Source organism: Alloactinosynnema sp. L-07, from assembly GCF_900070365.1.
Lineage (GTDB): Bacteria > Actinomycetota > Actinomycetes > Mycobacteriales > Pseudonocardiaceae > Actinokineospora.
Map to the genome: position 1 here is coordinate 7,303,454 of NZ_LN850107.1, position 24,742 is coordinate 7,328,195.

Genomic DNA, 24,742 nt, shown 5'->3' on the forward strand with positions numbered 1-24,742 from the left:
CATGAACAGCCGCCTGTTCACCTCCGAGTCGGTCACCGAGGGACACCCGGACAAGATCTGCGACGCGATCAGCGACTCGATCCTCGACGCGCTGCTCGCCAAGGACCCGCGCTCGCGCGTCGCCGTCGAGACGATGGTGACCACCGGCCAGGTGCACGTCGCGGGCGAGGTCACCACCGAGGCGTACGCCGACATCCCCGGCATCGTCCGCGACCGCGTGGTGGAGATCGGCTACGACTCGTCGGCCAAGGGCTTCGACGGCCGCTCCTGCGGGGTCAACATCGCCATCGGGTCGCAGTCCCCGGACATCGCCCAGGGCGTCGACACCGCCCACGAGGTGCGCGTCGACGACAGCGACGGCGAGGACGAGATCGCCCGCCAGGGCGCAGGTGACCAGGGCCTGATGTTCGGCTACGCGTGCAGCGACACCCCCGAGCTGATGCCGCTGCCGATCGCCCTGGCTCACCGCCTTGCCCTGCGGCTGACCGCGGTCCGCAAGTCCGGCGTGATGCCGTACCTGCGGCCCGACGGCAAGACCCAGGTCACCATCGAGTACGCCGGAGACCAGCCGGTCCGGCTCGACACCGTCGTCGTGTCGTCGCAGCACGCCGAGGGCGTGAGCCTGGACAGCCTGCTCGCCCCGGACGTCAGCGAGTACGTCGTGGCCCCGGAACTGGAGGCGCTCGGCCTGGAGAGCTCGGGCGCTCGCCTGCTGGTGAACCCGACCGGCCGCTTCGTCGTCGGCGGCCCGATGGGCGACGCGGGCCTGACCGGCCGCAAGATCATCGTCGACACCTACGGCGGCATGGCCCGCCACGGCGGCGGCGCGTTCTCGGGCAAGGACCCGTCGAAGGTCGACCGCTCGGCCGCGTACGCGATGCGCTGGGTGGCGAAGAACGCGGTGGCCGCCGGTCTGGCCACGCGCATCGAGGTGCAGGTCGCCTACGCCATCGGCAAGGCGGCCCCGGTCGGCCTGTTCGTGGAGACCTTCGGCACCGAGACGGTCGACCCGACCAAGATCCAGGAGGCCGTCCGCGCGGTGTTCGACCTGCGCCCGGGCGCGATCATCCGTGATCTCGATCTCCTGCGCCCGATCTACGCCCCGACCGCGGCCTACGGTCACTTCGGCAGGCCCGACCTCGACCTGCCCTGGGAGCGCACCAACCGCGTCGACGCCCTGCGCGGGTTTCTCGACATCTGATCCATGCGGAAGGCGGCCCGGACCCATGACACCCGACCGGGTTCGAGTTGGCGAGCCGCGCGGGTTTCTCGACATCTGATCCATGCGGAAGGCGGCCCGGACCCATGACACCCGACCCGATCCGACTGGTGTGCCTCGCCCCCGCGGGCGGCTCGTCGGCGATGTTCAAGTCATGGGTCTCGGGCCTGCCCGCGGAGTTCACCGTCGCGGCGGTGGACCTCCCCGGCCGGGGGGCCCGCCGCCGCGAGCCACCCGCGACGTCCCTGGTGGATCTCGCCGGTGAGCTGGCGTCCACTGTGTCCGGTCCGGGTCGGTACGCGCTGTTCGGCCACAGCCTCGGCGGCCTGCTCGCCTTCGAGACCGGCAAGCGGATCGTCGCGGATGGACTGCCGCGCCCGGAGTTCGTGGTGCTGGCCGGTTCCCGGCCGCCGCACCAGTCGTCGGCCCGGCTGTTCGCGCCCCTGCTGGACATGGACGACGACGCGCTGATCGACGCCCTGGCCGAGATGGGCGCGGTCAACCCGATCCTGCGCACCTCACCGCTTCGAGCGCTGTTTCTGCCCGCGCTGCGCTCCGACCTCGCGCTGATCGTGGGCTACCACCCCGACGCCACCCCGATGGCGCTGGACCTGATGGCCTGGCACGCCGACGACGACCCGCTGGCCACCCCCGCCCTCGGCCTCGAATGGTCCCGCTACACCACGGCCGCGTTCACCCACACCGCCCTGCGCGGCGACCACTACTTCCCATACGACCGGCTCCCCGTCATCACCGAACTCCTCCGCGCCGCGGCGAGTCGGAAGGTGCGCGAGCCCGCCTAGATCTCCCGGCGGCGAGGCCTCGGTTCAGACCGACTAGCCACTGGTCCCTAGGAGTTCCCCAAAGCGGAACTCACGGTCTGATTCGGGGCCTCGCCGCCGGGCTCGACGCACAGGCGAGGACAGCTGGCAACTCCTCCCGTGCCGGATGGCGCGCACCGGATCGCGCCGACTACGGTGTCGACCGTGGCGGTCCGCTGTTCGTCGCGGGACGGACGCTGATGTCGAGGAGACCCTGATGCCCCAGTACGCGGTCCTGATCTACTCGCCCGCGCCCGCCGACCCGATGGCGCTCACGCCCGACTACGTGGCGCTGCTCGACCAGTACCAGGGTCAGGTCAAGGAACTCGGCGGGGAGATCGTCACCGGGTTCGCGCTGGCCCCGAGTCCCACCGCCACCGCCATCCGCGGCGACGTCGTGACCGACGGGCCGTTCGTCGAGGCCAAGGAGGTCGTCGCCGGTTTCTTCATCCTGGACGCGCCCGACGCCGACACCGCGGTGGCGATCGCCAAGCTCAACCCGGCCACCCGTGCGGGCGGCGTCGAGGTCCGACCGCTATTCGTCCCGCCCGCCGACTGACCTGATCACTCCGCGGCGGAGATCGCCAAGCTCAACCCGGCCACGAGGTGCGGCCGCTGTTCGTCCCGCTCGCCGAGTAAGAACCTCGGCCCGTTGTTCTGCAGCGGACCTGCGCTGGCCGTTCGTGATCACCCCGCGGGTTCGATGCGGACGCAGCAGAACCCCGGCGCCGGGTCGAGCGTGGCGCGCAGCCCGGTGGCGCTGAGTCCGGTCAGGAAGCCGTTGAGCAGACCCAGGTTCATGCCGCACACCATCTCGGTGTGCGCCCGCGCGAGCGTGTGGAACGGGCAGTTGCCCAACACGATCCCGGTGTCCGTCGCCCGGGGTTCGAACCCGTAGTCGTCCAAGGCCCGCATCGTGGCCTCGGTCTGATCGAGGTCCGCCGCGGTGCGCGCGGCCTCGCCGAGTCGTTCGCCCGCTTCGCGCGCGTGCCGGTCCAAGGCCGCGCGCGGGGTGTCGCCGGTGCGCTCCACGTCTTCGATCGCCGCGGCCAGGAGTCGGCTGGCGAACTCGTACTGGCGCTCGGGAAGCGACACCGCGACCTGGCGGCCGGAGCGCTGATACAGCTTGGAGGGGCGGCCCGCGCCCGGTCCGGACCGGCCGCTGCGCCGTTCGTAGACGACGTCTAGCAGCCCCTCGTCGGCGAGTCGGTCGAGGTGGAACGCGGCGGTCGCCCGGGGCAGCCCGCACGCCGTGGCGGCGTCGTCCCGGGTCACCGGGTTCGGCTGGCGCACCACGTGGTCGTACAGCCTGCGCCGCGTCGGCTCCTCCAGCGCGGCCACGGCCGAGACCGAGTCCTCCCGTGCGTCGTCCACGGCACCATTCTAAAGCCAACTTCTGTTGACGAAACAACCTGGACGCTTCTAAAGTCAAGACACATTGATTTTAGAAGGAGGATGCCATGTCGTCCGATGTGTCCACCCGGTCCGCGCTGGCGGATCCGGCGTATCAGGCCTTCCTTGCCCTGCGGACGGTGTTCACCGTGGCGCCGGTGCTGTTCGGGCTGGACAAGTTCGCCAACCTGCTCGTCGAGTGGCCCATCTACCTGGCGCCGTGGATCGACAGCCTGGTCCCGGGCACCGCCCAGCAGGCGATGTACGCCGTGGGCGTGATCGAGATCGTCGCAGGCGTCGCGGTGGCGCTGGTGCCCCGCTACGGCGCCCTGCTGGTCGCCGCCTGGCTGGCGGGGATCATCGTGAACCTGCTGACGATTCCCGGCTTCTACGACGTCGCCCTGCGCGACTTCGGCCTGCTCGTCGCCGTCCTGGCCCTGTCTCGCCTCGCCGTCCGGTTCACCCCAGCGCGGCGCTTGCCTTGGCAAGGGTGATGGTCGCGTAGCGCCGCCAGAGCGGCACCACCACCAGGCGGATCAGGAACCCTCGGCGCGGGCGGGCGAAGAACGAGTAGGTCCACCGGACCAGCGTGCCCGCGCCGTCAGGTGTGAAGGTCCACTCGCCGCGCACGCGGGTCACCAGGCCACGATCACCGCGAACGTGTGCGCAGGGCGATGTCGAGAGGGCAGTTTCACGGTGGGTCGATCTCGCCCATGATTCGTCGTGGTCCAGCCGGGCGGCGGCGAACCCCCGCGACCGTCGAGTCGACTTCGACCACCCAGACCCGGAATCCGTCCGCGCCGCAGGTGGTTTCGACGGCCTTCTGTTGGTCGACGCGCCGGTCCGGGTGCATCTCGCTCGAAGCGATCGATTTGGCAGCGTCGGTCCTGGGCGTGCTGCCGGAAAGCACGCCCAGCAACCGGGTGTCAGCCCTGGTAGCCCGCCTTTCGCAAGGCGTCGGCCAGGGAACCGGACGCGGGGGTGTCCTGGCGGCCTCGGCGTTGGTCGCCGCCGCGTTGGTCGGTGGTGGAGCGGTGTTGCTGCGGCCTGCCGCCCTTGGGGCGGCCGGTGGCGGGTTGGCCTGGGGTGGGGAGTTCGTCGTCCAGGCGCAGGGTCAGGGAGATGCGTTTGCGGGGGATGTCGACCTCAAGCACCTTGACCTTCACCACGTCGCCGGACTTCACCACGTCGCGGGGGTCCTTGACGAAGGTCTTCGACAGGGCCGAGACGTGGACCAGGCCGTCCTGGTGGACGCCGATGTCGACGAAGGCGCCGAAGGCGGCGACGTTGGTGACGACGCCTTCCAGGGTCATGCCCGGCTTGAGGTCGGCGAGCTTCTCGACGCCCTCGGCGAAGGTGGCCGTCTTGAAGGCGGGTCGCGGGTCGCGGCCGGGCTTCTCCAGTTCGGCGAGGATGTCGGTGACCGTGGGCAGGCCGAACGTCTCGTCGACGAACTTCTCCGGGCGCAGGGCGCGCAGGGTGGTGGTGTTGCCAATCAGGGACGGCAGTGCGACCCCGGCCGCGGTGAGGATGCGCCGGACCACCGGGTAGGCCTCGGGGTGCACGCTGGAAGCGTCGAGCGGGTCGTCGCCCGCGGGGATGCGGAGGAAGCCCGCGCACTGTTCGAACGCCTTGGCACCCAGGCGCGGGACGTCCTTGAGGCCCTTGCGGGAGCGGAACGGGCCGTGGGTGTCGCGGTGGGCGACGATGTTCTCGGCCAGGCCCGCGCCGATGCCGGACACCCTGGTCAGCAGGGGGGCGGACGCGGTGTTGACGTCCACGCCGACGCCGTTCACGCAGTCCTCGACCACCGCGTCGAGCGAGCGCGACAGCTTCACCTCGGACAGGTCGTGCTGGTACTGGCCGACCCCGATCGACTTCGGGTCGATCTTGACCAGCTCGGCCAGCGGGTCCTGCAGGCGGCGGGCGATCGACACGGCGCCGCGGATCGACACGTCCAGGCCGGGGAGTTCCTGCGAGGCGTAGGCCGAGGCCGAGTACACCGAGGCGCCCGCCTCGGAGACCATGACCTTGGTCAGCTTCAGCGCCGGGAACTTGGCGATCAGGTCGGTGGCCAGCTTGTCGGTCTCCCGCGACGCGGTGCCGTTGCCGATCGCCACCAACTCGACGTTGTGCGCGGCGGCCAGCTTCCCGAGTGTGGCCAGGGAGTCGTCCCACCGCTGTTGCGGCACGTGCGGGTAGATCGTGTCGGTGGCGACGACCTTGCCGGTCGCGTCGACCACCGCGACCTTGACGCCGGTCCGGAAACCGGGGTCGAGGCCCATCGTGGCGCGGGACCCGGCGGGCGCGGCGAGCAGCAGGTCGCGCAGGTTCGCGGCGAACACGCGCACCGCCTCGTCCTCGGCGGCCTGGCGCAGCCTGCCCCGCAGGTCGATGCCCAAGTGGACCAGGATGCGCGTGCGCCAGGCCCAGCGGACCGTGTCCGACAGCCACTTGTCGGCGGCGCGGCCTTCGGAACTGACTCCGAAACGCTGGGCGATGCGCACCTCATAGTCGGTGCGGACCGGGGGGACCACCGTCTGGTCGACCTCCGGACTGGCCTCCATGGCCAGCTCCAGGACCTCTTCCTTCTCGCCCCGGAACATCGCCAGGATGCGGTGCGACGGCAGCTTGGCGAACGGCTCGGAGAAGTCGAAGTAGTCGGCGAACTTGGCGCCGTCGGTCTCCTTGCCGTCGCGGACCTTTGAGGCCAGCACGCCGCGCCCCCACATGCGCTCGCGCAGCTCGCCGATCAGGTCGGCGTCCTCGGCGAACCGTTCGACCAGGATCGACCGGGCACCGTCGAGCGCGGCCTTGACGTCGGCCACGCCCTTGTCCACGTCGACATAGGCGGCAGCGGTGGCCTCCGGGGCCAGCGTGGGATCACCGATCAGGCTGTCGGCCAGCGGTTCGAGCCCGGCCTCGCGGGCGATCTGGGCCTTGGTCCGCCGCTTGGGCTTGAACGGCAGGTAGATGTCCTCCAGGCGGGCCTTGGAGTCCGCGCCCATGATCTGCGCGGTCAGCGCGTCGTCCAGCTTGCCCTGCTCGCGGATCGAGTCGAGGATCGCCGACCGGCGTTCCTCCAGCTCACGCAGGTAGCGCAGGCGCTCGTCGAGGGTGCGCAGCTGCGCGTCGTCGAGGGTGCCGGTGACCTCTTTGCGGTAGCGCGCGATGAACGGGACCGTCGCCCCGCCATCGAGCAGCTCGACGGCAGCGGCCACCTGCCGTTCGCGCACGCCCAGTTCCTCGGCGATGCGCTGATGGATCCCGTGCGCCAGGTCGGTCATCACTCCTGCTTCCTCGTCCGGGGTGGAAAGTCCATTCTGTCGGACCCGGTGGTTCGGCGGGAGCGGGGGCACAAGACCTGTGGACAACTACGTCCACTGTGGACACTGAGACAGGAGAAGAGCCCCGCTTCGGCACAAGCGGGGCTCTTCTCCGTGAAGGTCTCGGGAACGCGACGTCAGCCGCGAGGTTGAGACGAGTGTCAGACGATGGTCACACCGGTCGCCTGGGGGCCCTTGGCGCCCTGGCCGACCTCGTAGCGCACCTTCTGGTTCTCCTCGAGGGTGCGGAACCCGTTCGACTGGATCTCCGAGTAGTGCACGAACACATCGGAGGAGCCGTCATCGGGGGCGATGAATCCGAAGCCCTTTTCCGAGTTGAACCACTTGACGGTGCCCTGGGCCATGCTTGTCTCCTAGCTTTCTTACTTGTGACCGCATCGTGCGGACACGTGTCATCTCGCAGCCGACCGGGCCAACGTTACGTTGGCGGAGCGATCGACCACAGTCAGTCAACCACAACCGGAACCGCCCGGCGAGCATGTTCACGCTGGGCGGTGAACCGAACCCGGGTCAGTCGTGACGAATGCCCGCCATCGTCCGCTCCAGTTCCCAGAACGCCCGGACAGACCGGATGAGACCGTCATCCCCGACCCGGTAGACGAACACGCCCTCGGTGTCCACGCGGGCCCCGCCGGGCAGAAAAGCGCTGATGGTGCCCACATTGGCCACCTCGGCACCGCAGGCGAACGAGTCGACGATCCGGAACTCGAACCGCTCCACGCCCGCGATCGCCATGTCCCAGAACGCGGCAATCCCGGAGTGCCCGTGGTGCCCCTTGCCTTCGGGGTCGAACGGCGACTTTCCGACCGGATCCTCGACCACCCCATCGGGGGCGAACAGGCCGATCCACTCGTCGCGCGCCTTGCGGCTGACCGCGTCCATCGACGCCAGCGCCGCGGTGCGCGCGGGATGATCGGTGGTGGCTGCCGTCCAGGTGATCACGCGTCTCCCTCGAACCGGTGGATGATGTCGTCGGCCCTGTCGAATCGGTGCATGACGTTCTAGTCCCCCTCGAATCGGTGGATGATGTCGTCGGCGAAGCGCCGGATACCGTCCTGTTTGTCCCGCAGCGGCGCGTCGAAGCCCGCGCCGTAGAACATCCACGGCACGGTGACCGCGTCGGTCACGCCGATCTCGGCCTGCGCGCGGAACCCGTCGAGGCCGAACCGGTCGACGCACACCGCCTGGATCTCGAAGGGCTCGCCGTCGCGGCCGTACTCCGCACGCAGGTCGCGCAGGGTCTTGACGGTGTCGCGCAGCTCGGTGAACCGCATCATCGCCGAGGTCCAGCCGTCGCCCAGGCGCGCGGCGCGGCGCAGTCCGGCGGGGGAGTGGCCGCCGACGTAGATCGGCACCGGAGCGGCGGGCGCGGGGCTCATGCGCAGCTTGCCGAAGCCGTAGAACCGGCCGCTGTGCTCGACCATGCCGCCGCCGAGGATCAGCCGCAGCACCTCGATGGCCTCGTCGGCGCGGGCCCCGCGGTCGGCGAACGGGGCGCCGCACCACTCGGATTCCTCCGGCGACCAGCCGAGCCCGACGCCAAGGCCGAACCGGTCGCCGGTCAGCACGGCGACGCTGCCGACCTGGCGGGCGAGCAGCAGCGGGTTGCGCGGGCCGAGTTTGAGGACCTGCGGGTAGAACCTGATCCTGCTGGTGACCGCGCCCATCGCGGCGGCCGCGGCGAACGGGTCGGGCCACGGTGTGTCCTCGGTCCAGAACCGGCTGCCGTCGTCGGTATAGGGGTACTTCGCGGCCACTGACTCGGCATAGAACAGCGAGTCAGGCAGGGCGATCGAGGTGAAGCCGCACTCCTCGGCGGTGCGCGCCAGCTCGGTGAGTTGGTCCAGCGGACTCATCGCCACGCTCATCGTGAACTTCATTCCCGCACCCTTCGTCCGTGCGAGAACTGTAACGTGTTCTAGTCGGGTGATCCAGAGATCATCGCGGCGAGCACCTCGCCGAACGAGCGGCGCACGGCGGCGCGGTCGAACTCCCGGGCGCCCGCCCCCGCGATGCTGTCGAACATCAGACCGTCCAGGTAGGCGACGAGATCAGGCCCCTGCCGGTCGGGGTTCGCGGCCCCGGCGGCGGTGAGCAGCGCGGTCGCGAGTTCCCGATAGCGCTTGCCCACCTCAAGGAGCGTGGCCCGCAGTTCGGGGCGGCGGGTCGCCTCCAGGGACAGCTCGTATCGCGCCAGGTGGCGGTCCCGCTGGTCGGTCGCGGCCAGCTCGACGGCCCCGGTCAACAGGTCGGCCAGGTCGTTCACGCTCAGGTGCGCGGGCAGTCCCGCGATCGGCGCGACCAGGTCCTCGTCGAGCGTGGCCAGACGCCGGACGGTCGCCTCCAGCAGCGCCTGGCGGGTGCGGAAGTAGTAGGAGCACGACCCCTCCGGCAGCCCGGCGGTCTTGTCGACCGCGCGATGGGTCAGCCCGCGCATCCCGTCACGGGCGAGGGTGGCGATGGCGGCGTCGGCGATGGCGTCGCGGCGGCCCGTAGCGGTCGTCATCTCTACAAGTGTAGTGTCTTCTACAGATGTAGAGGAGGCGACATGCGCACAGCGGCGGTGATCGGCGGGGGAATCGGTGGGCTGGCCACGGCGGCCGGGCTCGCCCAGCGTGGGTGGGATGTCCGGGTGCACGAGCAGGCCCCGGCATTCGACGAGGTCGGGGCCGGTATCTCGATCTGGGGCAACGCTTTGCGTGCACTGGACGCCCTCGGCATCGGGGACGCGGTGCGCGCGGCGGGCGCGCACCCCGGCCGCGGCGGATTCCGGGACAAGCGGGGCCGCTGGATCATGCGCGGCACCGGCGAGCCGGGCGAACTGCTGATGCTGCGCCGCGCCGATCTGCTCAAGATCCTGGTCGACGCCGTTCCCGCCGGTGCCCTGCGGCCGGGGCAGCGGGTGGACCGGTTCGACCCGACGACGGTCGACCTGCTCGTCGGCGCCGACGGAGCCCGCAGCGCGGTGCGGCGGACCTACTGGTCTGACGCCCCGGGTCCGCGCTTCATCGGCAGCACCGCGTGGCGCATGACCGTGCCCGCCGCGGGCATCCCGGCCTTCGACGGCAACGAGACCTGGGGCGACGGCGCCGTCTTCGGCGCGTTCCCGATGGGCGACCGGCTCTACTGCTACGCGGGTGCGCGGGCCCCGGAGGGCGAGCGCGCCGACGAACTTCCTGAGCTGCGCCGCCGCTTCGCGGGCTGGCCGGAGCCCATCCCGTCGATCCTCGCCGCCGCGGACCCAGCCGCGGTCATGCGCCACGACGTCTACTCCCAACCGCCCCTGGACACCTTTGTCCGCGACAACGTCGTCTTGGTCGGCGACGCCGCCCACGCCATGGCCCCCTACCTGGGGCAAGGCGGCTGCCAGGCGATCGAGGACGCCGTGAGCCTGGCGATCCTGGCCTCCCGCGACGACTTGGCCGCGGGCCTGCGTGAATACGACCGAATCCGCAGGCCGCGCGCGCAGAAGATCGTCAAGCGGTCCTTGGCGGTGGTGAAGATGGTGCACCTGCCGTACAAGCCCGCCGCGGTGGTCCGGAACGCCGGTCTGCGGATGATCCCGGCCGCGGTCCTGCGGCGGTCCGTGACCGGCATGCTGGACTGGACGCCGCCCACCCCATAGCTCCCTCACAGGTGGCTGCGGGAAGATCGACGGGTGCAGTCAGTTCCGGATCTTTGGCAGCAGCTCTTCGGCGACCAGTCCCGCCCGCCCGAGCCGGTCATCCTGGTGACCCTGGCCGTGGCGGCCGTCGTGGTGGTGGTCAACGCCCTGTGGCGGCCCGCCCGCAACGTGATCACGATCGTCCACGAGGCGGGCCACGCGCTGGTCGCGGTGCTGGTCGGCCGCAGACTCTCGGGCATCCGGCTGCACTCCGACACCTCCGGCGTCACCGTCTCGCGCGGCAGGCCCGACGGCCCGGGGATGGTCTGCACGGCCCTGGCGGGCTACGTCGCGCCGTCGCTGCTCGGGCTCGGCTTCGCCGCGTTCCTCCAGACCGAGCGGGTGTCGGCCCTGCTGATGAGCTGCGCGGTGCTGCTGTTCGGCGTCCTGATCATGATCCGCAACCTCTACGGCGCGCTGACCCTGATCGCCACCGGCGCGGTCCTGTTCGCGGTGTCCTGGTTCGCCACCGACACCGTCCAGGCCGCCTTCGCCTACCTCATCACCTGGTTCCTCCTGCTCGGCGGCCTCCGCCCGGTCGGCGAGCTGCAGACCAAGCGCAGGCGCGGACAGGCCCGCGACTCCGACGCCGACCAGCTGGCCCGGCTGACCGGCGCGCCCGGATTCTTCTGGGTCGGCTCGTTCGGGCTCGTCAACCTCGGGGCGCTGGTCATCGCCGCTGGATGGCTGCTCCTAGGCTGACGGCATGCCGAGACTGACCAGGGCGGAGAGCCAGGCGCGCACCCGCGAGCAGCTCCTCGCCACCGCGCGGGAGCTGTTCCTGCGCGACGGGTACCACCCGACCTCGCTGGAGAAGGTGGCCGAGGCCGCCGGGTTCTCCAAGGGGGCGGTGTACTCCAACTTCCGCAACAAGGACGAGCTGTGCCTGGCCGTGCTCGACGAGATCCACGCCGAGCACCTGGTCACCGTCGCGGGCCTGATCGCGGGCAAGTCCTTCGACGACGCCCTCACCGGGTTCGCCGAGTGGGCCGAACGAATGGTCGGCGACGAGGGCTGGACGATGCTGGAGGTCGAGTTCGCCGCGCACGCCCGCCGCGACCCCGCGCTCCGCGAGCAGCTCGCCCTGCGTGACCGCGCCGTCCGGGACGCCATCGCCATGGTCGCCGAGCCGTGGGACAGCGCGCTGCCCGCCGCCGACCTGGCCGTCGCGCTGCTCAGCCTGGGCATCGGCCTCGGCATCCAGCGCGTCATCGACCCCGACATTCCGGTCCGCGTCCTGGCCGACACGCTTCGCGCGCTGGTCAAGGCATAAGGCAGACTCGACAACCACGAACCGGTCGCAGGGATGTCGAGGACGGGCCGGTCTTCCAGATCACCCCGAGGAAGGGACACACCGTGAGCGACGAGCAGACCCCCGAAGCCATCGGCGAGATCGTCGCCGCGTGCGCGTCGAAGGCCAAGCTCGCCGCGCCGGACCTCGCGGGCGCCTCCGACGAGGCCGTCGACGCCGCGATCGGCGAGATGGCCGCCCGCCTGCACTCCAGCCGGGCCAAGATCCTCGCCGCCAACGCCGAGGACGTCGCCGCCGCCGAGGCCGCCGGGATGAGCGGCGGCCTACTCGACCGCCTGCGCATCACCGAGCAGCGCCTGGAGGAGATGGCCGAACAGCTGCGCCTGTTGGCCTCCGTCCCGCACCCGCCCGCCCAGACTCCCGTCCGTGACCTCGACGGCGGCCTGCGCCTGGTCGAGCTGCGCAAGCCGGTAGGGGTCATCGGGGCCAACTACGAGGCCCGCCCCAACGTGACCGTCGACGTGGCCTCCCAACTGGTCAAATCCCGCAACGCGGGCGTCCTGCGCACCGGCTCGGCCGCGCTCAAGTCGGCCACCGCGCTGGTCGACCAGGTCATCGCCCCCAGCCTGTCCGACGCGGGCATCGACCCCGACGTCATCCAACTCGTGCCCACCCCCGACCGCGCCGCAGCAGGCGCGCTGGTCGAACTTCCCGACCTGATCCCCCTGGTCATCGTGCGCGGCAGCGGCCAGACCACCCGCGACCTGGACCGCCGCGCCGCCAAGCACGGCGTACGCACCCTGGCCCACGCCGACGGCGGCGGCGTCCTCTACTACGACGCCAAGGCCGACCCCGCCCGCGCCGAGGACCTCATCACCCGCAGCCTCGACCGCCTAGGGGTCTGCAACCGCCTCAACCTCCTATTGGTCCACCGCGACATCTACGACGCGGCGCTGCCGGGCATCCAAGAAGCCCTGGCCAAGGCAGGGGTCACCCCGTCATTGCCGCCCCACGAGCACCCCCTCGGCTACGAGTGGGCACTAGACGGAGACCACGAGGCCACCGTCACCATCGCCCCGGTCGACGGCCTGGACCAGGCAGTCCGCATCGCCAACCAGGACACCTCCGGCCTGGCCGCAGCCATCGTCACCGAAGACAAGACCGCCGCCAACCGCTTCATCACCACCTACACCGGCACCGGCGTCTTCTGGAACGCCCCCACCCGCCTACTGGACGGCTTCAAGCTGCGCGGAGTCCCCGAGACAGGCATCAACCTCGACCGAGTCCCCGGCCCCCGAGGCCCGGTCACCTTCACCGACCTGTCACTACGCCAGTACGCAGTGCTGCCCGCCTAAGCAGCGCAACAGGCCAAGACCAACGGCCTGATTGGGTGGTTCGCCTTGATTTGGGGTGAATGGGCCTAAACTCGCGGTGCGGGTGAGGCTCCTTGACCTCGCCTTTTGACCCGCACAGGCCCATTCGAGGGGCCCCAAATCAAGGCGAACCACCCAATCAGGCACCCACGGATCAGCCCGCAGGCGCCCACGGTGCCAGTAGGCCCTGTGACGGCCGCCACCCGTGGCGAGGCCCACGTCAAACGGTGTCAACCCAGCCGAGCCACCCCCACCAGACGGGGCTAGGATTCCCCCGAGCCAGTGAGCCAGCGGCTCGACCATGTCCACCACCAGGCATATGCAGGAGGCAGGAGTGACTGCAGTAGCCCCGCAGCCGATCGCGACGCGGCCGTATCCGGCGCGCGAGACGCTCAAGGGTTCGTACCTGCTGCGGTTGTTCAGCACGACGGACCACAAGCAAATCGGCATCATGTACTTGGTCACCTCGTTCGCCTTCTTCATGGTGGGCGGCGCGATGGCCATGCTGATCCGCAGTGAGCTCGCCGTGCCGGGACAGCAGTTCCTGTCGCAGGAGCAGTACAACCAGCTGTTCACCATGCACGGCACGATCATGCTGCTGCTGTACGCGACCCCGATCCTCTTCGGCTTCGCGAACTTCATCCTGCCGCTGCAGATCGGCTCGCCCGACGTGGCGTTCCCGAGGCTCAACGCGTTCTCGTACTGGCTGTACCTGTTCGGCGGCCTGATCGTGATGGCGGGCTTCCTGACCCCGGGTGGCGCCGCCGACTTCGGCTGGTTCGCCTACACCCCGCTGTCGGACAAGATCCACTCTCCGGGTGTCGGCGCGGACCTCTGGATCACCGGCCTGGTGGTCGCCGGTCTCGGCACCATCCTCGGCGCGGTCAACATGCTGACCACCGTGGTCTGCCTGCGCGCGCCCGGCATGACGATGTTCCGGATGCCCATTTTCGTGTGGAACATCCTGATCACCAGCATCCTCGTGCTGCTGGCCTTCCCGATCCTGACCGCCGCGCTGCTCGGCCTGCTGGCCGACCGGCAGATCGGCGCGCACGTGTTCGACCCGGCCAACGGCGGCGTGATCCTCTGGCAGCACCTGTTCTGGTTCTTCGGCCACCCCGAGGTCTACATCGTCGCGCTGCCGTTCTTCGGCATCGTGTCCGAGATCTTCCCGGTGTTCAGCCGCAAGCCGCTGTTCGGCTACCGCACCCTTATTTACGCGACCCTGGGTATCGCGGCGCTGTCGATGACGGTGTGGGCGCACCACATGTACGCGACCGGCGCGGTCCTGCTGCCGTTCTTCTCGTTCATGACGTTCCTCATCGCGGTCCCGACCGGGGTGAAGTTCTTCAACTGGATCGGCACGATGTGGAAGGGGCAACTCACCTTCGAGACACCGATGCTGTTCAGCGTCGGCTTCCTGGTGACGTTCCTCTTCGGTGGTCTGACGGGTGTCCTGCTGGCCGCCCCGGCGATCGACTTCCACGTGTCCGACACGTACTTCGTCGTCGCCCACTTCCACTATGTGCTCTACGGCACGATCGTGTTCGCGACCTTCGCCGGGATCTACTTCTGGTTCCCGAAGATCACGGGCCGGTTCCTCGATGAGCCGCTGGGCAAGCTGCACTTCTGGACCACGTTCCTCGGCTTCCACGGCACGTTCCTCGTCCAGCACTGGCTGGGCAACGAGGGCATGCCGCGCCGGTACGCCGACTATCTGGCCAGCGACGGCTTCACCACGCTGAACATGATCTCGACCATCGGCGCGTACATCCTCGGTGCCTCGACGCTGCCGTTCATCTGGAACGTCTTCAAGAGCTACCGCTTCGGTGAGATCGTGACCGTCGATGACCCGTGGGGCTACGGCAACTCCCTGGAGTGGGCCACCAGCTCCCCGCCGCCGCGGCACAACTTCACCGAGCTGCCGCGCATCCGGTCCGAGCGTCCCGCGTTCGACCTGCACTATCCGCACATGCTTGAGCGGATAGAGGCCGAGCGGAACATCGGGCACGTCTCCCACCTCGATGAGAAGGCGCACGAAGCGGTGGTCCACACCGTGGAAGCGCACAAGGACGACCCGAAGCCCTGAAGCTGACAAATTCAAAGCCCCGGCGCCAGCGCGCCGGGGCTTTGTCGTGTGTGGCATGTATCACAATGGCGGTGAGGTGCTCTTAGTAGGTGGCAGCGGCGTGGGGGGCGCCGGTACGCATCACGAAAAGGGGACACGATGTCAGCACCGACCGACCCGCCGAAGGAACCGCCGTACTCCGCGGTCGCCGCCGTGGCGGAAGCCAAGCTCGACGAGGCCCCGGAGGGCTTCGACCAGGTTCAGGAATACCTGCGCCGCTTCGGCTACCTGACCGACGACACCAAGGTCGAACAGGCCGAGGAGCTGGGTGCCAAGGACGCCGACGCGAAGGTCACCGGAACGCTGGACTCGGACACATCGACAGCGCTCGCCCAGTTCCAGGCCGTCAACAGTCTGCCCGCGACCGGTGTCTTCGACGAGGCCACCCGTGCGCTGATGACGCGGACGCGGTGTCTGCTGCCCGACCCGCCCGCCCCGTCGCCGCTGGCGTTCACCACCACGTGCGCGTGGAACAAGACCGCGCTGACCTACGCATTCGACGCGGGCACCGCCGACATCGCGGGCGACGACGAGCGTCAAGCCGTGCGCAGGGCGTTCATCACCTGGTCGGCCGCCGCCCCCCTGGCCTTCCGCGAGGTCGCCACGAACCAGAGCCCTGACCTGCTGATCCGCTGGGGCAATGCGAACTGCGGTGACACCGACATGACCGGCAGCACCCTCGCCCACTGTGACTACCCGCCCGGCTGCGGTTTCTACGGCAACGCCATCCCGCGGCCGCTGCACTTCGACGACCAGGAGAACGCCTGGGGGCTCGGCGGGGCGGGCGCGTTCGACGTGGAGTCCATCGCGCTGCACGAGATCGGGCACTTCCTGGGGTTGGCGCACTCCAGCGACACCAGCGCTGTGATGTACGCCTTCGCCCCCAGCGCGGGCACCACCAAGCGGGTCCTCACCACCGACGACATCGAGGGCGTCCGCAAGCTGTACCCGCCGACCGGCCCGATCTTCGTCAAGCACAGCGGCAAGTGCCTCGACATCGAGGGCCAGTCCACCGCCAACGGCGCCGACGCCCACCAGTGGGACTACTGGGGCGGCAACAACCAGATCTTCAAGATCGAATGGGTCGAGACGGGCCACTACCGGCTCATCGCCCAGCACAGCAACAAGGTCGTCGACATCGAGGGCCAGGCCACCGGCAACGGCGCGCAGGTGCACCAGTGGGACTGGTGGGGCGGCAACAACCAGCGGTTCCGCCTCGACCCGGTCGGCCACGGCTACTACCGGATCGTGGCCAAGAACAGCGGCCGGGCACTCGACGTCTCCGGCATCTCGCAGAACTCCGGCGCCAAGATCGTCCAGTGGGACTGGTGGGGCGGGGACAACCAGCGCTGGCGCGTCGGCCCGGCGCCGATCACGTCGCTGCACAGCGGCAAGGTCATCGATGTCTCCGGGATCTCGCTGAACGCGGGCGCCCCGGTGATCCAGTGGCAGTACTGGGGTGGCGGCAACCAGCGCCTGCGCCTTGACCCGGTCGGCGGCGGCTACTACCGGATCATGGTCGAGCACAGCGGCATGTGCCTGGACGTCGAGGGCATCTCCACCGCCCAGGGCGCCCGGATCATCCAGTGGCCCTATTGGGGCGGTGACAACCAGAAGTGGCGACCAGAGGGCGTCGGCAACGGCTGGGTGAAGCTGGTGGCCAAGCACAGCGGCCACTGCCTCGACGTCTCCGGCATCTCGGCGAACAACGGCGCCCAACTGATCCAGTGGCCCTACTGGGGCGGCAACAACCAAAAGTGGCGCATGTAGTAGGGCCCGCACCCCCACCAACCGCCGCCTTAGGGGAACGTATCGGCACTGGACCACGGTGGGCGCCTGTCCGCACCGTGGTCCAGCAAAGGCGACCAACCTTAGAAATCCGGGGAGGCGGGTTAGAGCTCGAAGCGGGGTGACTCGGCGCTGAGGACGGTGGACTTGGCGGTGGCCGACCAGACGGCGTCCATCTCCTCGGTCACGGCGGCCAGCAGATCCTGGACATCGTTGACCGCCGACTCGTGCAGCGCCTCGGCGACGATGAGCAGCGACGATGTGGTGCCCCGCACCGCGGAGTACGCGCTCTTCCGGTTGGTCCACCGCCGGGCGTGGGCCTTGCCCGCCGCGTCAGCGAAGACGACCTCGTTCGGCTCCGGGTGCTCCTCGTCGCCGTTGAACGCCAGGTACGTCTCGCCGCCGGTGGCGTGCCGAACCTCCAGCGACGTGTCGATCGCCGCGGTGTCGAACACGGCGATCGGGATCGCGTACGCCAAGGAGATTGCGTTTTCGAGCGATGAATGGACGGTTACATTCCGGCCAAGGCCAACCGTGCGCCCAGTGCGATGAACGCGGCGGCGAAGACCCGGCGAATCCAGGTGAGTACCTTAGGCCGAGAGATCACATGGTTGCGGATCGACGCGGCGAACATGCCATATCCGATGAACACCACGAATGTCATCGCCATGAAGATCGCGCTCAGTCCGACCATTTTGATGAACGCGCCGGACTCGTTCGCGGCGACGAACTGCGGCAGGAACGCGAAGAAGAAGATCGTGAGTTTCGGATTGAGCAGGTTGAGCACGATTCCGGACACGATCACCTTGCGTACCGGCTCGGGTTCGGCGTTCTCGACAGTCAGCGCGCTCTTGTCGCGCAATGTGCTGATGGCCATGTAGAGCAGGTACGCCACGCCCGCGTACTTCAGGATCTCGAAGGCGAGTTGGCTGGTGTGCAGCAACGCGGCGAGGCCGGTGATCGCCGCGGCCATGTGCGGCACGATCCCCAGTGTGCAGCCCAAGGAGGCGACCACGCTCGCTCGCGCGCCGCGGGAAAGGCCCGCGGCCATTGTGTAGACCACGCCGGTTCCCGGCGTGATGACGATGACCAGTGTGGTCAACCAGAATTCGACGCTCATCGCGATCCTCTCGCAACAGTGCTTACGCGAGGAGACAATCCCCCTGCGATCACCCTACCGGTCACTGTCCGATTGGGGGTTGGTCGCATGTACGTGAAGGTGTGTGGCCTGCGTTCCGCGCCGCGGGACTCGACGTGATCCAGCTGCACGGCGATTACCCGCACGGCTCAAGTATCGAAGATGTTGACACTTTGGAAATCAACCGGCATTACTCTCGGACGGACGGCCCCGGTATGGCGGCGCCTCGCCCGCCCCGGCGAGCGAGGCCGCGTCTGTCCCGGGCGTGACGCGTCGGTAACATTTGGGCTGTCCGGCCGCGGCAACGGCGCCGCCGACTCGCTCCTGTCCGCTTCGCGCGGAGATACGAGGATCCTGGTGGCTATCCCCAGCACTCCCGTCCTGATCACGGTGACCGGCCCCGACAAGCCGGGTGTCTCGTCGGTCCTGTTCGCCGTGCTCACCCGGCACGGGGTCGAGATCATCGACGTCGAGCAGGTCGTCATCCGCGGCCAGCTCGTGCTCGGCGTGCTGGTCGGCGCGGTCGACGACGCCGAAGGGCTCCAGGAGTCCGTCGAGCAGGCCATGGCGACGGTGGCCATGCGGGTCGAGGTCGAGATCGGCGCCGACCCGCAGTCCGGTGCCCGGCTCGGGTCCTCGCACGTGCTGGTGGTCCTCGGCAGGCCGGTGACGGCCCGGGCGTTCACCGAGGTCGCCCGTCGGCTGGCGGCGCTGGAAGTCAACATCGACGCGATCCGGCGGGTGGCGGACTACCCGGTGACCGGCCTGGAAGTGCACGTCTCGGTGGCCAAGGACGACGCCGACTCCGACTCCCGCCTGCGTGCGGCGCTGGCCGACGTGTCCGTGCGGGTCGGCCTGGACATCGCCGTGGAACGCGACCAGCTCGCCCGGCGGGCCAAGCGGCTGATCGTGTTCGACGTCGACTCGACGCTCATCCAGGGCGAGGTCATCGAGATGCTCGCGGCCAAGGCAGGCGCCGAGGAGCAGGTTCGCCAGGTCACCGAGGCCGCCATGCGCGGCGAACTGGACTTCACCGAGTCACTGCACCACCGCGTCGCCCACCTCAAGGGCCTGCCCGAATCGGTGCTGGACGAGGTCGCGCGGAGCATCGAGCTCACCCCTGGTGCCCGCACCACGATCCGGACGCTGAAGCGGCTGGGCTTCCGGTGCGGGGTCGTCTCCGGTGGGTTCACCGCGATCATCGACCGGCTGGTGGACGACCTCGACCTGGACTTCGCCGCCGCCAACGAACTGGAGATCGAGGACGGCGTCCTGACCGGGCGCGTCGTCGGCGACGTCGTCGACCGAGAGGGCAAGGCGGTCGCCCTGCGCCGGTTCGCGGACGGTTTCGGTGTGCCGCTGGCGCAGTGTGTCGCGGTGGGGGACGGGGCCAACGACATCGACATGCTGTCGACGGCAGGCCTGGGGATCGCGTTCAACGCCAAGCCGGCTCTGCGGGAGATAGCGGACACGGCGCTGTCGCACCCGTATCTTGACGTTGTCCTGTTTGTACTCGGGGTCACGCGGGCCGAGGTCGAGGCCGCGGACGCCGCTGACGGTCTGGATCTCGAACGCCTGTGACGACTCTGGCTCCCCTCGCCGCCCGCTACGCGTCCTGGCTGTCCTTGCCCGCGTCGGCGACTCGGGACACCGCTGACGAGGACCCGGCGCTGGTCCGCGCCATGGCGGTGATCTTGCGGATCGAGCGTGAGCTGCCTGCCCGTTCTTCGCTGCTGGCGGCGGCGGCTTCGGCGGCGGTGGCGGTGTGTCTGGACCCGTTGGCGTCGCCGGACGGACCGTGGCATTCCGATGTGGACGCTTGGGTTCGGGGGCGGATCCGGAAGGTGTCGCGGCGGGCTCGGGGGGCGCAGTGGGAGGCGGTGCAGGCGCTACCGGGTGTGACGGTGACTGTGGCAGGCGCTTCGGCGCGGGCGCTGGTTCCCGGGTTGGTGAGCGAGACGCCGCGTGAGGTGGCGAAGCTGCAGATCTCTGGTAGTGACCTGCCGGATGACTCGCCTGGGCCGGTGCCTGCTGGGGTGCCGGTGTTGTGGTGCAACCCTTCGGTGCCGATGACGGCGGGTAAGGCGGCGGCTCAGGTCGGGCACGCGACGATGCTGTTGGCGGCCCTGCTCCCTGATTCAGATTTGCGTGCGTGGTCGGCGGTGGGCTATCGCTGCGCGGTTCGGGTGCCGAGTGAGGCTGCGTGGGCTGATCTGCATCCTGGGGACGCGCCTGACCTGGCTTGGAAGGCGCGGCGGGTGTTGGCGGTTCGGGATGCGGGGTTTACCGAGGTGGCGCCAGGGACGGTTACGGTGCTGGGCCAGTTTCCTTAAGCTGAGCGGATTCGTCGAGGTGTAAGGCGGGGGCTCCCTCGTCTTTGAGCGTCTTGTCCGGAACCAGCGTTGTCAAGGGCGCGCGTTGACTCATCGGAAATGCCCGCTTGGGTGGGTCGTTGCCTCATGTGAAAGTGCCCGGTTTGGTCGGCGTGGTGTCGGTTGGGGTGGTGGGGTGGGGTTCATCGTGGTGGATGGGATTGACGATGGGTCAGCGTGATGCGGTGTCTCGGCAGGTGGCGGTGCGGTATCGGGATGCGTCGCGGGCGGGGAAGACGCTGATTCTGGATGAGTTGTGTGCGGTGACGGGGTGGCATCGTGATCACGCGCGGAAGGCGTTGCGGCGTGGGTTGGTCCCGAAACGTGTTGGCAGGAGACGGAAGGCGCCGGCGCGGGTGCTCTATGGGCGGGAGGTGATCGTTGCGTTGGAGGTGTGTTGGGCGGTGTTGGGTGGCCCGGCAGGGAAGCGGTTGGCGCCGTTTCTGCCCGAGATCGTGGATCGGTTGCGGGAGGTTGGGGAGTTGCGGATCGACCAGGACACGCGGGACCGGTTGGTGGGGATGTCGGCGGCGACGATCGATCGCCGGTTGGCTGGGGCGCGGGACCGGTTGCGGGTCAAGGGTCGGTCGGGGACGAAGCCGGGGTCGTTGTTGAAGACGCAGATCCCGGTGCGCACGTGGTCTCAGTGGGATGAGGACCGGCCGGGGTTCGTGGAGGTGGATCTGGTCGGGCATGAGGGCGGCAATTCCAAGGGCGAGTTCTGTCAGACGTTGACCGTCACCGACATCGCCACCGGGTGGACCGAGACGATGGCGGTGCGGAACAAGGCCGGGATCCGGGTGGTGGCCGCGTTGGATGACATCGCCGCGGCGTTGCCGTTCCCGATTCTGGGGATCGATTCGGACAACGGGCAGGAGTTCATCAACAACCACCTGTTGCGCTACTGCGTCGATCGGGAGATCACCTTCACCCGGTCGCGGCCTGGGCATAGCAACGACAACGCCCACGTGGAGCAGAAGAACTGGTCGGTGGTGCGCCAGGCCGTCGGGTATCTGCGCCATGACACCGACCGGGAGGTCGAGTTGCTCAACGAGCTCTACCAGCCGCTGCGGTTGATGACGAACTTCTTCACCCCGCAGCAGAAACTGGTGTCCAAGACCCGTGTCGGGGCGAAGGTGATCAAGAGGCACGACACCGCGAGGACCCCGTTCCAGCGGCTGCTCGCCCATGCCGCGATCGACCGCCCGGTCAAGGACAACGTGACCGGCTGGTACGACCAGCTCAACCCCGCCCAACTCCGCCGCGACATCGCCGCCGTCCAGGACCAGCTCTGGGACATCTCCAGGGCCAAAGGCCACCCCAACCTCGCCCCCGCACGACCACCCCGCCGGGCACAACCCGATGAGGCAACGAACCCCCCAATCCGGGCATCTTGACATGAGGCAACAGGGGGCGCCTGCGGCGTCGCTGCGCGATCAGCAAGCTGACCCTGGACAACGCTGGTTCCGGACAAGGGATTGCCGGGACGAGGGTGCTGGGGGAAGAGCAGGGACTTTGGTCCCAAAGCCAAAGCCAAAGCCGAAAGCCGAAAGCCAAGCCAAAGCTAAAAGCCCAAAGCAAAAGCCGCAGCTAGTCGCTGGGCTGGTGCCTCAGCGACGCCAGATGACGAAGAGGCCGTCCTCGATGGTGGTCATGGCCTCGACGAAGGCGTCGTTGTCGAAGTCGGGGAGCGACTGGAGTCGGTTCATCAGGTCGTCGGCCGCAGGGTCGCCCGCTGGGACGGCGCAGCCGCCGCCGCCCTCACGCATCAGGAGGAAGAAGACGTCTTCCTTCCAGGGGCCTTCTGGGGTGGTTCGGATTGCGACCTCAGCGAGTTCGGCCCACGACACGGACTCTTCGGTGCCGTCGGCGAGGTGCCTGCGCACACCGTCGTCATCGACGGTGATACCTGTTTCGCCGGGAATGCCTGACACGCGTCCTCCGTAGGGGAATCGAACTGCTGCTCAGCCTGCCGCACTGGCCAGGCGGCGCAGGGCGGCGCGGACGACCTCGGCATCGGTCGTCGGCCAGAATGGGGGCAGGGACGCTCGCAGGAAGCCGCCGTAGCGGGCGGTGGCGAGGCGGGGGTCAAGGATCGCGACGACGCCGCGGTCGTCCATCGAGCGCAGGAGCCTGCCCGCGCCCTGGGCCAGCAGCAGGGCGGCGTGGGTGGCCGCGACGGTGAGGAAACCGTTGCCGCCGCGGGCCTCGACGGCGCGCTGGCGGGCGGAGGCCAGGGGGTCGTCGGGGCGGGGGAACGGGATCCGGTCCATCACCACCAGCGACAGCGACGGGCCCGGCACGTCCACCCCCTGCCATAGCGACAGGGTGCCGAACAGGCAGGTCGCCGGGTTCTCGGCGAACTTCTTGACCAGCAGCGACGTCGAGTCGTCGCCCTGGCAGAGGATCTCCACCTCGGTGCGTTCCCGCAGGGCGGCGGCGGCGTTCTTGGCCGCGCGCATCGACGAGAACAGGCCGAGGGTGCGCCCGCCCGCGGCTTCCACCAGCGACTGCAGCTCGGTCAGGTACGCCTCGGGCAGGCCGTCGCGGCCCGGCGGGGGCAGGTGGCGGGCGGTGTAGAGGATGCCGCTGCGGCCGTGGTCGAACGGCGAGCCGACGTCGATGCCGGTCCACCGGATGTGGTCGGAGTCGACCTCCTTGTCGGTGGCCATCCCGTCGACCTTCGTGCTGGAGCTCTGCCGCACCGGCAGGCCCCACTGGTTGGCCAGCGCGTCGAACGTGCCGCCCAGGGTCAGGGTGGCCGAGGTCAGGACCGTGGTGTTCTCGCCGAACAGCTTCTCCCGCAGCAGCCCGGCCACGCCCAGCGGCGCGACCTTCAACGTCGGCGGGCGCGGGGTGCTGGAGCCGAAGTCGCCGGTCACCCACACCACGTCGCGGCGGTTGGCGTCGTCGGAACCGAAGGCCTCCAGGACGCGGACCGCGTTGTCGTGCACCTCTTCGAGTATGGACATCGCCAGCTTGCGGGTGGCGACGACATCGGGGTCGGCCTGCCGGTCCGGGCCGAGCGAGGTGATGCAGTTGTGCGCGCTGTCGCGGATCGCGGTGACCGTCACCCGCAGCGGCTCCGGGAACGTGTCCAGCCGACCGGTCGGCGCGTCCTCCAGCAGCATCGCCAGGCCCTCGCCGCACTCGGCGAGCCGGTCGGCGGTGTCCTCCTCGACCAGCCTGCCGACCCGCCGCGACGCGATCGACACCATCGCAGCCGACAGCTCGCCCGTGGCCACCGAGGTGACCCGGTCGACCAGGTCGTGCGCCTCGTCCACGATCACCACGTCGTGCTCGGGCAGCACCTGGTAGCCCTGCAGCGCGTCGATGGCCAGCAGCGCGTGGTTGGTGACCACGATGTCGGCCCGGCCCGCCTCGGCCCTGGCCTTCTCGGCGAAGCAGTCGGTTCCCATCGGACACCGCGAGGCGCCCAGGCATTCCCGCGCCGACACCGAGACCTGCCGCCAGGCCTGTTCGGACACGCCGGGGACCAGTTCGTCGCGGTCGCCGGTCTCGGTGTCGCTGACCCATTCCCGCAGGCGGGTGACCTCGCGGCCGAGCCGGGAGATGGCGAACGGGTCGAACAGCACCTGGTCGTCCGGCTCGTCCTCCGGCCCGTCGAGGCGGTGTAGGCACAGGTAGTTGCGGCGTCCTTTGAGGATGGCGAACGTCGGCGTGCGCTTGAGCGAGTCCTTGAGCGCTTTGGCCACCCTCGGCAGATCCCGGTCGACCAGCTGTCGCTGCAGCGCGATCGTCGCGGTCGAGATGACCACGGTGGACCCGTTGGCGACGGCGTGGCGGATGGCGGGAACCAGGTAGGCCAGGGACTTGCCGGTGCCCGTGCCTGCCTGGACGGCCAGGTGGTCACCGGTCCGGATGGACGCGTGCACCGCCTCGGCCATCTCGACCTGTCCCGAGCGCTCGGCCCCACCGACCGCGTCGACCGCGGTGGCGAGCAGGTCGCGCAGAGGGGGCAGGGTGTCCGACACAGCGAAGACCGTACCGCTGTGGGGTGTCAGTCCGTGGTTGGGCTCGCGCCTGCGCGGGCGTCCATCCTCTCGATCAGCGCGCGGCGCGGCGGCGGGTGGCGAGGACGGCGCCGGTGCCCAGGCCGAGTGCGGCGAGTCCGACCAGCACGAGCGGCAGGGCGTTCACGCCGGTGGCGGCCCAGGCTCGACGGGGTCGACCGGCCCTGAGCCGCGGCCGGGGTCGCCACGGTCGCGGGCGAGGTGCTCGGCGACG

Annotated in this window: 24 protein-coding genes; 13 read left to right on the forward strand and 11 right to left on the reverse strand. The window is 69.5% G+C overall.

Annotation, left to right across the window (positions count from 1 at the left end; all coding sequences use genetic code 11):
- Window position 1: 1 nt before the first annotated feature.
- The 3 genes from metK (at window position 2) to BN1701_RS33340 (ending at window position 2,599) form a co-directional block, all read left to right on the forward strand.
- Window positions 2–1,201: a methionine adenosyltransferase gene (gene metK, locus BN1701_RS33330; protein WP_054055411.1), complete on the forward strand. Its 1,200-nt coding sequence runs from the start codon at window positions 2–4 to the stop codon at window positions 1,199–1,201.
- Window positions 1,202–1,305: 104 nt separating this feature from the next.
- The gene (locus BN1701_RS33335; protein WP_054055412.1) at window positions 1,306–2,022 is read left to right on the forward strand and encodes a thioesterase II family protein; all 717 of its coding nucleotides are present in this window, start codon (window positions 1,306–1,308) and stop codon (window positions 2,020–2,022) included.
- Between the two features lie 235 nt (window positions 2,023–2,257).
- Window positions 2,258–2,599 (forward strand): YciI family protein, encoded by a 342-nt coding sequence (locus tag BN1701_RS33340; RefSeq protein WP_054055413.1) that lies wholly within the window; start codon window positions 2,258–2,260, stop codon window positions 2,597–2,599.
- 128 nt (window positions 2,600–2,727) lie between these two features.
- Here BN1701_RS33340 and BN1701_RS33345 read toward each other — a convergent pair whose 3' ends face one another.
- Entirely contained in the window at window positions 2,728–3,414 is a 687-nt protein-coding gene (locus BN1701_RS33345) for a metalloregulator ArsR/SmtB family transcription factor (protein ID WP_054055414.1), read from the reverse strand.
- An 86-nt stretch (window positions 3,415–3,500) separates the two neighbouring features.
- Here BN1701_RS33345 and BN1701_RS33350 point away from each other — a divergent pair, with 86 nt between their 5' ends.
- The gene (locus tag BN1701_RS33350; protein WP_054055415.1) at window positions 3,501–3,926 is read left to right on the forward strand and encodes a hypothetical protein; all 426 of its coding nucleotides are present in this window, start codon (window positions 3,501–3,503) and stop codon (window positions 3,924–3,926) included.
- On the opposite strand, the gene BN1701_RS38400 is transcribed toward BN1701_RS33350, so the two are convergent.
- From BN1701_RS38400 to BN1701_RS33385, 6 genes are all read right to left on the reverse strand, one after another.
- On the reverse strand, window positions 3,892–4,362 hold the full coding sequence (locus tag BN1701_RS38400; protein WP_369800686.1) for an SRPBCC family protein: 471 nt from the start codon (window positions 4,360–4,362) through the stop codon (window positions 3,892–3,894). The genes BN1701_RS33350 and BN1701_RS38400 overlap by 35 nt on opposite strands.
- Window positions 4,359–6,719 (reverse strand): Tex family protein, encoded by a 2,361-nt coding sequence (locus tag BN1701_RS33365; protein WP_054055418.1) that lies wholly within the window; start codon window positions 6,717–6,719, stop codon window positions 4,359–4,361. Before BN1701_RS33365 ends, BN1701_RS38400 begins: the two co-directional genes overlap by 4 nt.
- Window positions 6,720–6,919: 200 nt before the next feature.
- Window positions 6,920–7,123 (reverse strand): cold-shock protein, encoded by a 204-nt coding sequence (locus tag BN1701_RS33370; RefSeq protein ID WP_054055419.1) that lies wholly within the window; start codon window positions 7,121–7,123, stop codon window positions 6,920–6,922.
- Window positions 7,124–7,289: 166 nt separating this feature from the next.
- Complete coding sequence (locus BN1701_RS33375) at window positions 7,290–7,661, reverse strand: nuclear transport factor 2 family protein (RefSeq protein ID WP_082860481.1); 372 nt, start codon at window positions 7,659–7,661, stop codon at window positions 7,290–7,292.
- Window positions 7,662–7,780: 119 nt separating this feature from the next.
- The gene (locus BN1701_RS33380) at window positions 7,781–8,659 is read right to left on the reverse strand and encodes a TIGR03619 family F420-dependent LLM class oxidoreductase (RefSeq protein WP_054055421.1); all 879 of its coding nucleotides are present in this window, start codon (window positions 8,657–8,659) and stop codon (window positions 7,781–7,783) included.
- Between the two features lie 38 nt (window positions 8,660–8,697).
- A complete protein-coding gene (locus BN1701_RS33385; protein WP_054055422.1) occupies window positions 8,698–9,285 on the reverse strand; it encodes a TetR/AcrR family transcriptional regulator in 588 nt (195 codons plus the stop codon).
- Window positions 9,286–9,327: 42 nt separating this feature from the next.
- Between BN1701_RS33385 and BN1701_RS33390 the strand changes: the two genes are divergently transcribed.
- The 6 genes from BN1701_RS33390 to BN1701_RS33415 all read left to right on the forward strand — a co-directional run bounded on the left by BN1701_RS33390 (window position 9,328) and on the right by BN1701_RS33415 (window position 16,966).
- Window positions 9,328–10,404 (forward strand): FAD-dependent monooxygenase, encoded by a 1,077-nt coding sequence (locus tag BN1701_RS33390; RefSeq protein ID WP_054055423.1) that lies wholly within the window; start codon window positions 9,328–9,330, stop codon window positions 10,402–10,404.
- 33 nt (window positions 10,405–10,437) lie between these two features.
- Complete coding sequence (locus BN1701_RS33395) at window positions 10,438–11,145, forward strand: M50 family metallopeptidase (protein WP_054055424.1); 708 nt, start codon at window positions 10,438–10,440, stop codon at window positions 11,143–11,145.
- Window positions 11,146–11,149: 4 nt separating this feature from the next.
- Window positions 11,150–11,716, forward strand: a complete 567-nt coding sequence (locus tag BN1701_RS33400; RefSeq protein ID WP_054055425.1) for a TetR/AcrR family transcriptional regulator — start codon at window positions 11,150–11,152, stop codon at window positions 11,714–11,716.
- Window positions 11,717–11,799: 83 nt separating this feature from the next.
- Window positions 11,800–13,050 carry an aldehyde dehydrogenase family protein gene (locus BN1701_RS33405; protein ID WP_054055426.1) on the forward strand — a complete coding sequence of 417 codons (1,251 nt, stop codon included), beginning with the start codon at window positions 11,800–11,802 and terminating at the stop codon, window positions 13,048–13,050.
- 352 nt (window positions 13,051–13,402) lie between these two features.
- Window positions 13,403–15,157, forward strand: coding sequence for a cytochrome c oxidase subunit I (ctaD, locus tag BN1701_RS33410; RefSeq protein ID WP_054055427.1), 1,755 nt, complete (start codon window positions 13,403–13,405; stop codon window positions 15,155–15,157).
- Window positions 15,158–15,295: 138 nt separating this feature from the next.
- Window positions 15,296–16,966, forward strand: a complete 1,671-nt coding sequence (locus tag BN1701_RS33415; protein ID WP_054055428.1) for an RICIN domain-containing protein — start codon at window positions 15,296–15,298, stop codon at window positions 16,964–16,966.
- Between the two features lie 122 nt (window positions 16,967–17,088).
- Here the strand turns inward: BN1701_RS33415 and BN1701_RS33420 are convergent, their stop codons facing one another.
- Together BN1701_RS33420 and BN1701_RS33425 are read right to left on the reverse strand one after the other, a co-directional pair.
- A complete protein-coding gene (locus BN1701_RS33420; protein WP_082860221.1) occupies window positions 17,089–17,565 on the reverse strand; it encodes a phenylalanine--tRNA ligase beta subunit-related protein in 477 nt (158 codons plus the stop codon).
- Window positions 17,496–18,104, reverse strand: coding sequence for a LysE family translocator (locus BN1701_RS33425; RefSeq protein WP_054055430.1), 609 nt, complete (start codon window positions 18,102–18,104; stop codon window positions 17,496–17,498). The genes BN1701_RS33420 and BN1701_RS33425 overlap by 70 nt, the downstream gene beginning before the upstream one ends.
- A gap of 381 nt (window positions 18,105–18,485) precedes the next feature.
- Here BN1701_RS33425 and serB point away from each other — a divergent pair, with 381 nt between their 5' ends.
- From serB to BN1701_RS33440, 3 genes are all read left to right on the forward strand, one after another.
- Window positions 18,486–19,703, forward strand: a complete 1,218-nt coding sequence (gene serB, locus BN1701_RS33430) for a phosphoserine phosphatase SerB (RefSeq protein WP_054056343.1) — start codon at window positions 18,486–18,488, stop codon at window positions 19,701–19,703.
- Window positions 19,700–20,455, forward strand: coding sequence for a peptidyl-tRNA hydrolase (locus BN1701_RS33435; RefSeq protein WP_054055431.1), 756 nt, complete (start codon window positions 19,700–19,702; stop codon window positions 20,453–20,455). The genes serB and BN1701_RS33435 overlap by 4 nt, the downstream gene beginning before the upstream one ends.
- A gap of 503 nt (window positions 20,456–20,958) precedes the next feature.
- Entirely contained in the window at window positions 20,959–21,891 is a 933-nt protein-coding gene (locus tag BN1701_RS33440; RefSeq protein WP_197672169.1) for a DDE-type integrase/transposase/recombinase, read from the forward strand.
- 213 nt (window positions 21,892–22,104) lie between these two features.
- Here the strand turns inward: BN1701_RS33440 and BN1701_RS33445 are convergent, their stop codons facing one another.
- Both BN1701_RS33445 and BN1701_RS33450 read right to left on the reverse strand, forming a co-directional pair.
- The gene (locus BN1701_RS33445) at window positions 22,105–22,419 is read right to left on the reverse strand and encodes a hypothetical protein (protein WP_082860482.1); all 315 of its coding nucleotides are present in this window, start codon (window positions 22,417–22,419) and stop codon (window positions 22,105–22,107) included.
- A 39-nt stretch (window positions 22,420–22,458) separates the two neighbouring features.
- Window positions 22,459–24,489 (reverse strand): ATP-dependent DNA helicase, encoded by a 2,031-nt coding sequence (locus BN1701_RS33450; protein ID WP_054055434.1) that lies wholly within the window; start codon window positions 24,487–24,489, stop codon window positions 22,459–22,461.
- Window positions 24,490–24,742: the final 253 nt, after the last annotated feature.